We start from the raw sequence: 12943 nt of genomic DNA on the forward strand, positions 1-12943 counted from the left end.
CCCCCGGGCGGCCCGGCGGTGCCGTGGGCGCCGCCCGGGTCGGCGTCCCGGCCCCCGGCACCCCCCAGCCGCCCGCCGGTCCGCCGACCGGCGAGCTGCGCGGCACCCCCGCCGACGGACGTGACCCCCGGTCCGGCCGGATGCGGCGGGGCCCGGTCGACGCCGGCGTTCCCGTCCCGACGGACGGCACCGGATCCGTGCCGACGGCCGCCCCGCCAATGCCCGACGGCGACGGCACCGACCGGGGCCGACACCCAGGTGCGCCGGCCGGCCGACGCCGCGCCGCCGAGGAGGACGCGCCGCCGGCACCCCGCCCGGGCAGTGCCCCGCCGGTACCGCGCCCGGGCAGCGCCCCGCCGGTACCGCGCTCCGGCAATGCCCCGCCGGTACCCGGCTCCGGCGACGTCCCGCCGGTACCGCGCTCCGGCAACGCCCCGCCCGTGCCCGGTGTGCCCGCCGCGCCTCCCGGCGTCGAGGTGCAGCCGCCGCACGGTTCCGCCCCGCGCGGCCGACGCGCCGTACCCGACGACGTCGAGGTCGCGGGTCGGGGCCGGCGTGCGGCCGGCGACGACGAGACCTCCGGCCGGGCCGGACGCGCCACGGGCGGTCAGCCCCCCGCGCGCCGTGCGGACGCCGGGGTGGTCCCGCCCCCGGGCGGCCCCGCGGCCCCGGACGAGGCGGAGAACCCGCCGCGCCCGGCCGACGGGGAAGCGGGACGGCGCCGGCCCGGTGATTCCCGGGCCGGCCGACCGGAGCGCCCCGCCGACTGGCTGCGGCAGGCCGGCCGGGCACACCACACCGACCCCGCCCTGCCGACGGTCAAGCGGTCGGTGCCGCCCGCTGCGGGCGGGCCCTCGCCGGTGCCGCCCGGGCCGGAGCCGCGCGGCGCCGAGACCGGCAACGTCCCGGCAGGCCGGGCGCGGCCCGGCGGGCAGCCGCCGCGACCCACCGACGCCACCGAGCCCGGACGGGCGGCGGGCCGGGCCCGACCCGCCGCCGAGCCGCCCCGGCCCGCCGACACCCCGCACCCCGGGCCGCCGGCCCGGGGCGCCGCCCGCCCCACGCCGGCCGGTGCTCCGCCGCCGCCCGGCGCCCCGACCCCGGCCGGCCGGACCCACTCCGACCCGCCCCCGGCCGGACCTGCGCGGGGTGCCGCGCGTCCCGATCCTGGCCTGGCGGGTCCGGCGGGGGGTGCCGCGCGTCCCGATCCTGGCCTGGCGGGTCCCGCGCGGGGTGCCGCGCGTCCCGACGCCGGCGTGGCGGGTCCCGCGCGTCCCGACCCTGGCCTGGCAGGTCCCGCGCGAGGTGCCGCGCGTCCCGATCCTGGCTTGGCGGGTCCTGCCCTGGGCGCCGCGCGTCCCGACCCTGGCCTGGCGGGTCCTGCCCTGGGCGCCGCGCGTCCCGATCCTGGCTTGGCGGGTCCGGCGCGGGGTGCCGCGCGTCCCGACCCTGGCCTGGCGGGTCCCGTCCGGGGCGCCGCGCGTCCCGACGCCGGCCCGGCGGGTGCCGCGCGGCCCGTCGCACCGCCCTCCGGGGCCGCCGGCGCGGCGTCCGTCGCCGGGCCGTCCCCGGCCGCCGCGAATCTGAGCGCGCCGCCCGGCCCGCGCCGCCCCGGGCCCGGCCCGTCGGGTCCCGCCGGTCCGGGGACACACCCGGCCGTACCGGGGGGAGCCGAACAGACCTCCTCCGGCCCGGCCGCCACTGCGCCGGGCCCGGTCCGGCCCGGCGCGGGTTCCGGTGCCGCCCGGCCGCCGGCCGTCGGGCGGGACCGGCCCGAGCCGACGTCCGGCGCGGGCCCCCGACCCGGCCCCGGCGCTCCGTCCGGCGTCGCCCGGGCGGCCGCCCCGGCGCCCCGCCCCGGGCCCGAGGACCGCGCCGCCGGGCGGGCGATCCCGCCGCACCGCGAGCCGGGGCGGCCCGAGCCGTCCGGCGTTGCGCCGGTGCCACCGCCGGGGGCCGCGGGCGAGCCGGTGGTGGCGCGGGCCGCCGCGGCTGTCGTACCACCCGTCGAGCCGGCGGACGGACCGGCGCTGCGCCCGCCCGCGGAGCCGGAGTCGCCGGACGACGACGCGGCCGGCCCCGGCGGGCTGCGCGGCGCGCGGTCCGAGCTGCGCCGCCGGATGCGTGAGCGGCGGCGGCTGCGGATGGGCATCCTCGCCCTGGTCAGCGTGGTGCTGCTCGGCGCGGTCCCGCTCTACTTCGGCATCCGTACGCTCAGCCGCGATCCGGTCTTCGACACCCTCGACGAGCTGGACGTGCCGGGCTGGGCGGCGGCGCAGACCGTCGACGACGTCAGCGGCAGCCGATGGTGCCTGCTCGACTGCCGGCTCCGCGAACGCACGGCCACCTCCGAGCGGCCGCCGGCGGAGACGGCACAGGTCTACGAGCGGGCGCTGACCGACGACGGCTGGCAGCCGTGGAAGGTGAGCCGCTGCCCCGAGCAACCCGCGAAGGGGAGCTACACGTGCTGGCGCCGGGACGAGCTGACCCTCGACCTGTGGGTACGCGAGCCCGCCTGCGTGCCGCCGCCGGTGGACGGGGAACCGGCGGTCGTGCCGTCGCCCGAACCGGCGACCGCTGCGGAGCAGTGCTCCGGCTCGTTGGTGTCGGTGAAGGTCCGCAACGCGATCGACGACGAGCGGACCCGGCCCCAGCCCACCACCGACCCGTCACTCACCGGGGAGGATCCCTTCCCGACGGTCAGCGAGGATCCGCTCGCGACGCCGACACCCTCACCGTCCTGAGCCGGTTTCCATCACGGACGGTAGGGTCTGGGGCTGGCGGACCGCCAGCCCCCGCCGGCCCCTCGCGGGTGCCGGACGGCGGTGTGGGCAGGACGGTCGCGCGTTCCGGGGGCGTCGGGCTCCCGGAACTCTGCTTGAGGAGGACAGGCGTGGGCTTTTTCGAGGTCGCGGCGCTGATCGCGGCGATCGCGTTCGCGATGCTGGTGCTGATCCTGACGCTGCCCATCCTGCGGCTGCGGCACACCGTGGACGCCACCACCCGGATGATCAACGACCTGAACGACCGGACCGCGCCGCTGCTGGGCGACGTGAACACCACGGTGAAGAACGTCAACACCGCCCTGGAGCAGGTGCAGACCTCCCTCGACGGGGTCAACCTCCAGCTCGCCAAGGTCGACACCATGACCAGCCACGCGCAGAACGTCACCGCCAACGTCGCGAACCTGGCGACTGTCGTCTCCGCCGCCGCCGCCAACCCGTTGGTCAAGGTGGCCGCCTTCGGCTACGGCGTACGCAAGGCCGCCTCCGCCCGGCGGCACGCCGAGACCGAGCGCGAGGTGCGCGACACCATCAAGCAGCAGCGGCGGGCCGCCAAGCGCGGCAACCGCTGATCCGGCACGACCAGGAGGAGCTTCGGAGATGAGGCGGTTGTTCTGGCTCGGCATCGGGCTGGCCGTCGGCGTGGTGGTGGTCCGCAAGGCCACCCGCACCGCACAGGCGTACACCCCGGCCGGCATCGCCAGCACGGTGACCGAATCCGCTGGCGGGCTGGCGGAGTCGCTGCGTAGCTTCGTGGAGGACGTCCGGATCGCGATGGCCGAGCGCGAGCAGGAGATCCACGAGGCGTTCGCCCAGGGCGAGGCGTTCGACGACCAGTTCGCCGAGCTGCGGGAGGACCCGCGCATCGGCGACCGAGAGATCTTTCCGGAGGAACACCAGCGATGAAGACGGCGGAGATCAAGCGGCGGTACCTCGCCCACTTCGAGGCGAACGGCCACACCGTGGTGCCGTCCGCTCCGCTGCCCGCCATCAGCGATCCGAACCTGCTGTTCGTCAACGCCGGCATGGTGCAGTTCGTGCCCTACTTCCTGGGGCAGCAGACCCCGCCGTACCGGCGGGCGGTCAGCGTGCAGAAGTGCATCCGTACGCCCGACATCGACGAGGTCGGCAAGACCAGCCGGCACGGCACGTTCTTCCAGATGAACGGCAACTTCTCCTTCGGTGACTACTTCAAGGACGGGGCGATCCCGCTCGCCTGGGACCTGGTCACCAAGTCCCAGGAGCAGGGCGGGTTCGGCCTGGACCCGGAGCGGATCTGGCCGACGGTCTACCTCGACGACGACGAGGCGTTCGAGATCTGGCGCTCGGTCGGGGTGCCGACCGAGCGGATCGTGCGCCGGGGCAAGGCGGACAACTTCTGGTCGATGGGCATCCCCGGCCCGTGCGGCCCGTGCTCCGAGCTGTTCTACGACCGAGGCCCGGAGTACGGCCGCGAGGGCGGCCCGGCGGTCGACGAGGACCGCTACATGGAGTTCTGGAACCTCGTCTTCATGCAGTTCGAGCGCGGCCCGGGCACCGGCAAGGAGGACTACCCGATCCTCGGTGACCTGCCGGCGAAGAACATCGACACCGGCATGGGCCTGGAGCGGATGGCCTCCATCCTCCAGGGCGTCGACAACCTCTACGAGATCGACGAGGTCCGGCCGATCCTCGACCGGGCCGCCGAGCTGACCGGCAAGCGCTACGGCGCACACTCCGGCCACGTCGCCAGCGAGTCGCACCCGGACGACGTGCGGCTGCGGGTGATCGCCGACCACGTGCGTACGGCGCTGATGCTGATCGGCGACGGGGTCACCCCGAGCAACGAGGGGCGCGGCTACGTGCTGCGCCGCATCATGCGCCGGGCGATCCGGTCGGTGCGGCTGCTGGGCTGGCAGGAGCGGGCGCTGCCCGAGCTGCTGCCGGTGGCCCGGGACTGCATGGCCCCGTCGTACCCGGAGCTGGCCGCCGACTTCGACCGGATCGCCGACTACGCGTACGCGGAGGAGGACGCCTTCCTGTCCACCCTGCGGGCCGGCACCACGATCCTGGACACGGCCATCGCGGAGACCCGTACGGCCGGCAAGCCGGCGCTGTCGGGTGAGAAGGCGTTCCAGCTGCACGACACGTACGGCTTCCCGATCGACCTGACGCTGGAGATCGCGGCCGAGCAGGGCCTGGCGGTCGACGCGGAGGGCTTCCGCCGGCTGATGGCCGACCAGCGGGCGCGCGCCAAGGCCGACGCCCAGGCGCGCAAGACCGGGCACACCGACCTGTCGGCGTACCGGTCGGTGCTCGACTCGGGCGGCCCGGTGCGGTTCACCGGCTACGGCGAGGTGTCCCGGGAGTCGACGGTGCGGGCGGTGCTCGGCGTCGACGGCCCCCGCCAGGCGGCGGTCGAGGGCGACACGATCGAGCTGGTGCTCGACGCCACCCCGTTCTACGCCGAGGGCGGCGGGCAGCAGCCCGACCTCGGCATGATCACCGTCGGTGGCGGCCAGGTCGAGGTGCTCGACGTGCAGCAGCCGGTGCCCGGCCTGATCGTGCACCGCGCCCGGGTGCTGCGGGGCGAGGTGCGGGCGGGGGAGACCGGCTACGCCGAGATCGACACCACCCGCCGCCGGGCGATCTCCCGGTCGCACACGGCGACGCACCTGGTGCACCAGACGATGCGCAACTTCCTCGGCGAGTCCGCCACCCAGGCCGGTTCGCTGAACGCCCCGGGCCGGCTGCGCTTCGACTTCAACACCCCCACGGGGGTGGCGCCGAGCGTGCTGCGCGACGTCGAGCAGCAGGTCAACGAGGTGCTCCTGGCCGACCTGGAGGTGCACGCCTTCATCACCTCGCTGGAGGAGGCGCGGCGCATCGGCGCGATGGCGCTCTTCGGCGAGAAGTACGGCGAGGAGGTGCGGGTCGTCGAGGTCGGCGACTACGCCCGCGAGCTGTGCGGCGGCACCCACGTCTCCCGTTCCGGCCAGCTCGGCCTGGTGAAGATCCTCAACGAGTCGTCGATCGGCTCCGGGGTGCGCCGCGTCGAGGCCCTGGTCGGCATGGACGCCTTCAACTTCCTGGCCCGGGAGCACCTGCTGGTCTCCCGCCTCGCCGAGCTGTACCGGGTGCCCAACGACCAGGTCGCCGACCGGGTCGAGCAGACCGTGACGCAGCTGCGCGACGCCGAGAAGGAGCTGGAGAAGCTGCGGGCCCAGCTGGTGCTCGGTGGCGCGGCGGCGCTCGCGGCGCAGGCCAAGGACGTGGGCGGGGTCGCGTACGTGGGCACCGAGGCGCCGGAGGGCGCGGCCGGCAACGACGTACGTACCCTCGCCCAGGAGGTCCGGGGCAAGATCGACCCGGCGCGACCGGCGGTCGTCGCGGTGGCGGCCCGGGCCAACGGCAAGGCGTCGCTGGTCGTCGCGGTGAACCCGGCGGCGCGCAGCCGGGGCCTGGCCGCGTCGGACCTGGTCAAGGCGGCCTTCTCCGGGCGCGGCGGCGGCAGCCCCGACCTGGCCCAGGGCGGCGGCCTGCCGGCCGCCGAGGCGCCGAACCTGCTCCGCACGGTCGAGAAGGCGATCGCCGACGCGTGATACGTGCTCGTAGCGGCCAGGGCGGACCCGCGTGGTCCGCCCTGGTTCGCCGTTTCAGGGGGAGTCACCGACCGTGAGTGAGTTGTCCCGGGGTGTCCGGCTCGGGGTGGACGTCGGGCAGGTCCGGGTGGGGGTCTCCCGCTCGGATCCGCACGGCGTGCTGGCCACCCCGCTGGTGACCCTCGCCCGCGACCTCACCGCCGCCCCGGACGCGGTGCCGGCCGACATCGTCGCGCTCGCCGCGCTGGTGGCCGAGCACGAGGCGGTGGAGATCGTCGTCGGCCTTCCGGTCAATCTCGCCGGCAAGCACGGTCCCGCCGCCGTACACGTGAAGGCGTACGCTGGCCGACTGGCTGATGTAATAGCGCCCGTTCCGGTGGCGCTCACCGACGAGAGGATGTCCACGGTCGTGGCGTCTCGTAGGCTTGCCGAGCGTGGGGTCCGAGGAAAACGGCAACGAGCGGTGGTCGACCAGGCTGCCGCGGTGGAGATTCTGCAGAGCTGGCTGGACGCGCAGCGGAGGCGGACGCGATGATGGACGATCTTGACCTCGGGTTCGACGAGCAGGACCGGGGGGAGAAGGGCAAGCACCGGCGCGGCGCGGTGCGCAAGCGCAAGGGCAAGGACGGCTCCGGCGGCGGTGGCGGGCGGGGCAAGACGGTCCTGGCCCTGCTGCTCGCCATCGTCCTGCTGGGCACGATCGGCGGCGGTGCCTTCTACGGCTTCGACCGCGTCCAGAGCTACTTCGTGACCCCCGACTACGACGGCGCGGGCACCGGTGAGGTGACGGTCGAGATCAAGCAGGGCGCGCTGATCGCCGACATGGCCAACGCGCTGGTCGCCGCCGACGTGGTGAAGAGCGCCAAGGCGTTCATCGAGGCCGCCGAGGGCAACGCCCGCAGCAAGAACATCCAGCCAGGCACGTACAAGTTGCGCAAGCAGATGAGCGGCGAGAGCGCGGTCACCGCGATGCTCGACTCGAAGAACCGGATCGTCAACGGGGTCACCATCCCGGAGGGCCGGACGGCGAAGAACATCTACCAGTTGCTCTCCAAGGAAACCAAGATCCCGGTGAAGGACTTCGAGGCGGCGGCGAAGGATCCGCTCGCGCGGGGCGTGCCGGACTGGTGGTTCAAGCGCACCGACAACAAGAAGGTCAAGCCGTCGATCGAGGGCTTCCTCTACCCGGACACCTACGAGATCCCGCCGAAGGCGACCGCCGAGACCATCATCGAGCTGATGGTGGAGAACTTCCTCAGCGTGGCCGGTGAGATGGAGTTCGCCGACCGGGTGCAGAAGGAGCGCAAGATCAGCCCGTACGAGGCGCTGATCGTGGCGTCGCTGGCGCAGGCCGAGGCAGGCCGCAAGGAGGATCTGGGCAAGGTCGCCCGGGTCGCCTACAACCGGGCCTACGGCGAGTTCCCGTGCAACTGCCTGGAGATGGACGTCACGGTCAACTACTACCTGGAGCTGACCGGGCAGAAGACCAAGACCTCCGCCGAGATGACCAAGGAAGAACTCCTCGACACGAAGAACCCGTACAGCCGCAAGCTGCGGGGAATGATCCCCACACCGATCAACAACCCGGGCAAGGAAGCCATGGCGGGAGCCATGGACCCGCCCGTGGGGAAGTGGCTCTGGTTCGTGGCGGTCGACAAGAAGGGGACCACGGAGTTCGCCGAGACCTACGACGAGCAGCTGAAGAACGAGGCGAAGGCCCGGGAGAACGGCGTCATCTGATGACGGCCGCACGGCGGGCGGGGGTGCTCGGCACGCCGATCGCGCACTCCCTCTCGCCGGTGATCCACAACGCCGGCTACGCGGCGGCGGGGTTGACCGGGTGGTCGTACACCCGGATCGAGTGCGCGGCGGCGGAGCTGCCGGACGTGGTCGCCGGCCTGGGCCCGGAGTGGGCCGGGCTGTCGGTGACGATGCCGGGCAAGGAGGCGGCGCTCGCGGTGGCCGCCGAGGTCTCGCCGGTCGCCGCCGCCGTCGGCGCCGCCAACACGCTGGTACGCCGACCGGACGGCTCCTGGTACGCCGACAACACGGACGTGGTCGGCATGGTCGAGGTGCTCACCGAGGCCGGTGTGCGTTCTGGCGGGACGGTGACGGTGCTGGGCGCGGGCGGCACCGCCCGCGCGGCGGTGGCCGCGGCGGGGCGGCTCGGCGCCGGCGCGGTGACCGTGGTGGCCCGCCGCCCGGCGGCGGTCGAGGAGCTGCGCCCGGTGGCCCGCGCCGTCGACGTGCCGATGCGCGCGGCGGCCTGGGACGACGACGCGGCGACCCACCTCGGCGCCGACGTGGTGATCTCGACCGTGCCGAAGGGAGTCGCCGACCCGCTGGCCGTCGCGGCGGACTGGCGGCCCGGCACGGTGCTCTTCGACGCGCTCTACGACCCGTGGCCGACGCCGCTGGCCGCGTCGGCCGAGGCGGCCGGCTGCCGGATCGTCTCCGGCCTCGATCTGCTCCTGGCCCAGGCGGTGGGCCAGTTCGAGCACTTCACGGGCGTCGCCGCGCCCCGGGCGGCGATGGCCGCCGCGCTGGCCGCCGCCCGCGCCGCCTGACCGCCGGCGCGGGGGCGGGAGTGTCCCCTGTGGTCGTCCAGGGCATCCTTAGGCGACGGTTAAGACGCGCTTAGGTCCGGCTGTCGTCCCCACGTCACGCCGTGGCCGTGGTTACGCTGCTGACCGTCACCGTCCGACACACAGGGAGTACTCCTTGAGCAGGCACGGACTGCACCGCCTCACCCGGCACCCCGGCCCTCGGCGCAAGGCCGTCGTCCTCGGCGTGGCCGGCGCCACCGTGGTGGCCGGCATCGTGGCCACCACGATGCCGCTGCTGGCCGCCGACGACCTGTCGATCCCGGCGACCGCCGACACCACGGCGACGATGGTGTCGCAGGACGGCGACAACGGGGCGAAGACGACGCTGGCGACCTGCGCGGTCCGCTGCGACGGCAACCCCCGGGGCGGCCGGGAGGCCGTCGTCCAGTTCGCCGTGACCACCCTGCCGGCGGCGGCGGTCAACGTGCGGGCCACCCTGCGGGTGCACGCGTGGCAGGAGTTCCCGGCGACGGTGACCGCGCACGCCTCCGCTGTGGACGCCCGCGCGGCGCGGCCGACGCCGGCGCTGCCGGGGGCGGTCCTCGACACCGTCTCCGGGGTGGCGAAGGGCTTCAACGAGTGGGACGTCTCGGCCCTGGTGAAGGGCAACGGCACCTGGACGGTCTCGCTCGCGCAGACGGGGCTGGAGACCAGGATCTACTGGGCGTCGACGGAGAACCGCAACCCCGACCTGCGCCCGCGCCTGGAGATCCGCTACGACGTCGGCACTCGGCCCACGCCCGTGGTGACCAGCGCCGCGCCGTCGCCGAGCCGGACGGTCGCGCCGAGCCCCGCGCCGCGGCCGACGCCCAGCGCCAGCCCCACCCGCGCCACCCCGAGCCCGTCGGCGAGCCCGTCGGCCGGTACGGACCGGTGCGGCGCGGTGTCGAGCAGGCTGGTGCCCTCCTGCGGCGCCTGGTGGGGGATGTACTCCCCGTCGAACGCCGGTGACGGCTGGGACCACGGCGCCGCGGTCGCCGATGTCGAGGCGCAGGTCGGGCGCAAGTTCGACCTCGTGCACCGCTACCACGACTTCTCCAACGCCGGCAGCAACGGCGCCTTCCCCGACGCCTACCAGCGGCAGCAGATGCGCGAGGGTCGGCTGATGTTCTTCGCCTGGGAGTCGCGGATCTTCTCCTCCGGCACGGTGCTGACCTGGCAGGACGTCTACAGTGGCCGGTACGACACCACCATCGACGCGGTCGCCGGCCGGATCCGCGACACCGGCGTGCCGGTGTTCATGGGCTTCGACCACGAGCCGGAGGACGAGCCGGCCAAGGGCAGCGACGCCGACTTCGTCCGCGCCTGGCGGCACGTGCACGACCGGTTCGCCAAGGCGGGCGCCGACAACGCGGTGTGGGTGTGGACGATGATGGGCTGGTCGGGCCACTACGACCGCTACGCCGGCCTCTATCCCGGTGACCGGTACGTCGACTGGGTGGGCTACGACCCCTACAACTTCCACGTCTGCAACGGCAGCAAGGTCTGGAAGAGCCCGGCCACCACCATCGGCGGCTTCTACCGCTGGCTGGACGAGAACCGTCTCGGGGTCGGCAAGCCGCGGATGCTCGCCGAGTTCGGCACCAACTTCGACGCGGCCGACCCGGACGCGAAGCGGCGCTGGTTCGAGGAGTTCCCGGCGGCGCTGAAGGCGCACCCGAAGATCAAGGCGGCGATCTACTTCAACTCCCCGGGGATGACCCGCCGGTCGGAGACCTGTGACATGACCATGAACCACGACGCCGCGTCGGTGGCGGGGTTCGCCCGCGCCGGCCGCGACAGCTACCTGCGGCAGCCCACCGGGGGCGCCCGCTGACACTGAGCGTTCACACTTCGACCCAGAGTGATACGGGCGAGTCGGACATCCGACTCCCTGTGTGCGGTGTCATGTTGCTGATGCAGTGACCGCCCAATCGGCGGATATCGCCGGCCTGGGTCGACCAGGCACGCTACGCGGGTTCTCTCCCGACATGGAGGCGTAGCGTGCCCGACATCCCGCTCTCTCGGCGATCCGCCGGACTCCGCACCCGGGCGGGGGTGGTCGCACTCGTGACCGCCGCCGCCGTGCTGGCCGTCCCCACCGGGACCTCCGCCGCACTGGTGCCGGCGCCCGAACCGGCGACCCTGGTCTCGGCCAATCCGGCCGACGCCACACCGCACGCCAGGGACGGCGAGACCCGCGCCTTCGCGCAGGTCGGCTCCACGGTGTTCGTCGGCGGCAGCTTCACCCAGATCCGGCAGACCGCCAGCGCGGCGTGGACCACCCAGCGTTACCTCTTCGCGTACGACCGGGCCACCGGCACGATCTCGACCAGCTTCCTGCCGGTGCTGGACGGCGCGGTCAACACGCTGGTCGCCGGGCCCGGCGGCACGCTGATCGTCGGCGGCACCTTCAAGAACGTCAACGGCGTCTCGCGTAAGAACCTGGTGGCGCTCAACCCCGCCACGGGCGCGATCGTCGACAGCTGGGTCGGCCGCTCCGACGGCGGCACCGTCCGCGACCTGGCGCTGCACGGCAACTCGCTCTACGTGGCCGGGGCGTTCAACTGGCTCAACGGCACCGCGCACGCCGGGCTCGGCCGGCTCAACGCCACGACCGGCGCGATCGACCCGACCTTCAACGTCGACGCGACCGTCGGGCGCCACGGGACCACCTCGTACGTGTGGACGATCGACGTCGCCCCGGACGGCGGCACCCTGGCCGTCGGCGGCAACTTCACGCTCGTCAACGACCTGCCGCGCAACCAGATGGCGCTGGTCGACCTCACCGGCACCCCGGCGGTGCTCGACTGGAGCACGGAGAAGTTCGTGCCGCCGTGCGCGTCGCCGGCGACCTTCGTGCACTACGTGCAGGACGTCAAGTTCGGCGGCGACGGCAGCTGGTTCGTCGTCGGCACCAACGGCGGCTCGGGCTGGCCGGCCGCGTACTGCGACGCGCTGGTGCGCTTCGAGACCGCCGCCCGGGGCACCGGGCAGCTCGGAACCTGGGTGGACTACACCGGCAACGACACCATCACCTCCGTCGAGGTCGCCGACAACGTCATCTACCTCGGTGGGCACTTCCGCTGGCTGAACAACCCGAACGCCAGCGACACCGCCGGCAAGGGCGCGATCGACCGGCTCGGCATCGCCGCGGTCACCCCGGCCACCGGCATGCCGGTCAACTGGAACCCCCGCCGCAGCGGCAGCGCGTCGATGCCGGCCGGCACCAGCAACTGGGGCTCCTCCGTGCCGGTGCTCTGGCGCGGCAGCGACGGCCTCTACTTCGGCCACAACTCCGACGGCATGGGCAACGAGTACCACGGCCGGCTCGGGATGTTCCCGCTGACCGGCGGGCGCACCATCACCCCGAAGAACGCGCCGACCGCGACCACCGGCAACCTCTACGTCGGCACCGACGCGGGCGAGCTGGCCAAGGTGCCGTTCGACGGGGCCAGCCTGGGCACCCCGACGACGGTCAGCCAGCCCAACTACACGGCGGCCGGCGCGACCTGGCGGGTGGACGACCGGATCTACTGGTCGCACACCGTCGCCGGCACCCCCACGGGCAGCCGGATCGACATCTCGCTGTTCAACGGCGGCGCGATCGGCGCCCCGTGGGAGGCGTCCGGCTACAACGACTGGTTCAACCCGGCGCTGATGACCGGCGCGTTCTACCTCGACGGGCGCCTCTACTACACCCGCTCGGGTGCCAGCGGCCTCTACTACCGCTACTTCGAGATCGACGGCAACTACCTCGGCGCCACCGAGTTCACGCTGCCCACCACCGGAGTCACCTGGTCGGCCGTGCGGGGCATGGCCTGGGTCGCCGGCCGGGTCGTGTACGGTGCCACCGACGGAACGCTGCGCAGCGTGCCGTTCGACCCGACGGCCGCCCCGGCGGTCGACGGAACGACGGCGACGGTGGTCCCGGCGACCGCCGGCGTGACGTGGTCAACGCCGTCGACCTTCTTCTCCGTGCAGTGACGGTCGA

The 12943-nt window shown here is 74.1% G+C and carries 9 protein-coding genes; all 9 read left to right on the forward strand.

What is annotated here, in order from left to right; all coding sequences use genetic code 11:
- The first annotated feature begins 2120 nt into the window (after positions 1–2120).
- Positions 2121–2744: a hypothetical protein gene (locus OG989_RS18135; protein ID WP_327031190.1), complete on the forward strand. Its 624-nt coding sequence runs from the start codon at positions 2121–2123 to the stop codon at positions 2742–2744.
- A 149-nt stretch (positions 2745–2893) separates the two neighbouring features.
- Positions 2894–3355, forward strand: coding sequence for a DUF948 domain-containing protein (locus OG989_RS18140; protein ID WP_089000990.1), 462 nt, complete (start codon positions 2894–2896; stop codon positions 3353–3355).
- 28 nt (positions 3356–3383) lie between these two features.
- Positions 3384–3689, forward strand: coding sequence for a hypothetical protein (locus OG989_RS18145; RefSeq protein ID WP_132240143.1), 306 nt, complete (start codon positions 3384–3386; stop codon positions 3687–3689).
- Positions 3686–6364 carry an alanine--tRNA ligase gene (gene alaS, locus OG989_RS18150; protein WP_151456028.1) on the forward strand — a complete coding sequence of 893 codons (2679 nt, stop codon included), beginning with the start codon at positions 3686–3688 and terminating at the stop codon, positions 6362–6364. The genes OG989_RS18145 and alaS overlap by 4 nt, the downstream gene beginning before the upstream one ends.
- A gap of 73 nt (positions 6365–6437) precedes the next feature.
- Entirely contained in the window at positions 6438–6899 is a 462-nt protein-coding gene (gene ruvX, locus OG989_RS18155) for a Holliday junction resolvase RuvX (protein ID WP_151456029.1), read from the forward strand.
- Entirely contained in the window at positions 6896–8104 is a 1209-nt protein-coding gene (gene mltG, locus OG989_RS18160; protein WP_327027725.1) for an endolytic transglycosylase MltG, read from the forward strand. The genes ruvX and mltG overlap by 4 nt, the downstream gene beginning before the upstream one ends.
- Entirely contained in the window at positions 8104–8931 is an 828-nt protein-coding gene (locus OG989_RS18165; protein ID WP_327027726.1) for a shikimate dehydrogenase, read from the forward strand. Before mltG ends, OG989_RS18165 begins: the two co-directional genes overlap by 1 nt.
- A 154-nt stretch (positions 8932–9085) precedes the next feature.
- Positions 9086–10786, forward strand: a complete 1701-nt coding sequence (locus tag OG989_RS18170; protein ID WP_327027727.1) for a CBM96 family carbohydrate-binding protein — start codon at positions 9086–9088, stop codon at positions 10784–10786.
- Between the two features lie 221 nt (positions 10787–11007).
- A complete protein-coding gene (locus OG989_RS18175) occupies positions 11008–12936 on the forward strand; it encodes a hypothetical protein (protein ID WP_327027729.1) in 1929 nt (642 codons plus the stop codon).
- Positions 12937–12943: the final 7 nt, after the last annotated feature.

It is taken from the genome of Micromonospora sp. NBC_01740, assembly GCF_035920365.1.
Taxonomy (GTDB): domain Bacteria; phylum Actinomycetota; class Actinomycetes; order Mycobacteriales; family Micromonosporaceae; genus Micromonospora; species Micromonospora reichwaldensis.

What these genes read in the sequence shown, in the direction of transcription:
- mltG (WP_327027725.1), top strand. Translation starts at nt 6,896, where the DNA reads ATGATGGACGATCTTGACCTCGGGTTCGACGAGCAGGACCGGGGGGAG.
- OG989_RS18135 (WP_327031190.1), top strand. Translation starts at nt 2,121, where the DNA reads ATGCGTGAGCGGCGGCGGCTGCGGATGGGCATCCTCGCCCTGGTCAGC.
- OG989_RS18145 (WP_132240143.1), top strand. Translation starts at nt 3,384, where the DNA reads ATGAGGCGGTTGTTCTGGCTCGGCATCGGGCTGGCCGTCGGCGTGGTG.
- alaS (WP_151456028.1), top strand. Translation starts at nt 3,686, where the DNA reads ATGAAGACGGCGGAGATCAAGCGGCGGTACCTCGCCCACTTCGAGGCG.
- OG989_RS18165 (WP_327027726.1), top strand. Translation starts at nt 8,104, where the DNA reads ATGACGGCCGCACGGCGGGCGGGGGTGCTCGGCACGCCGATCGCGCAC.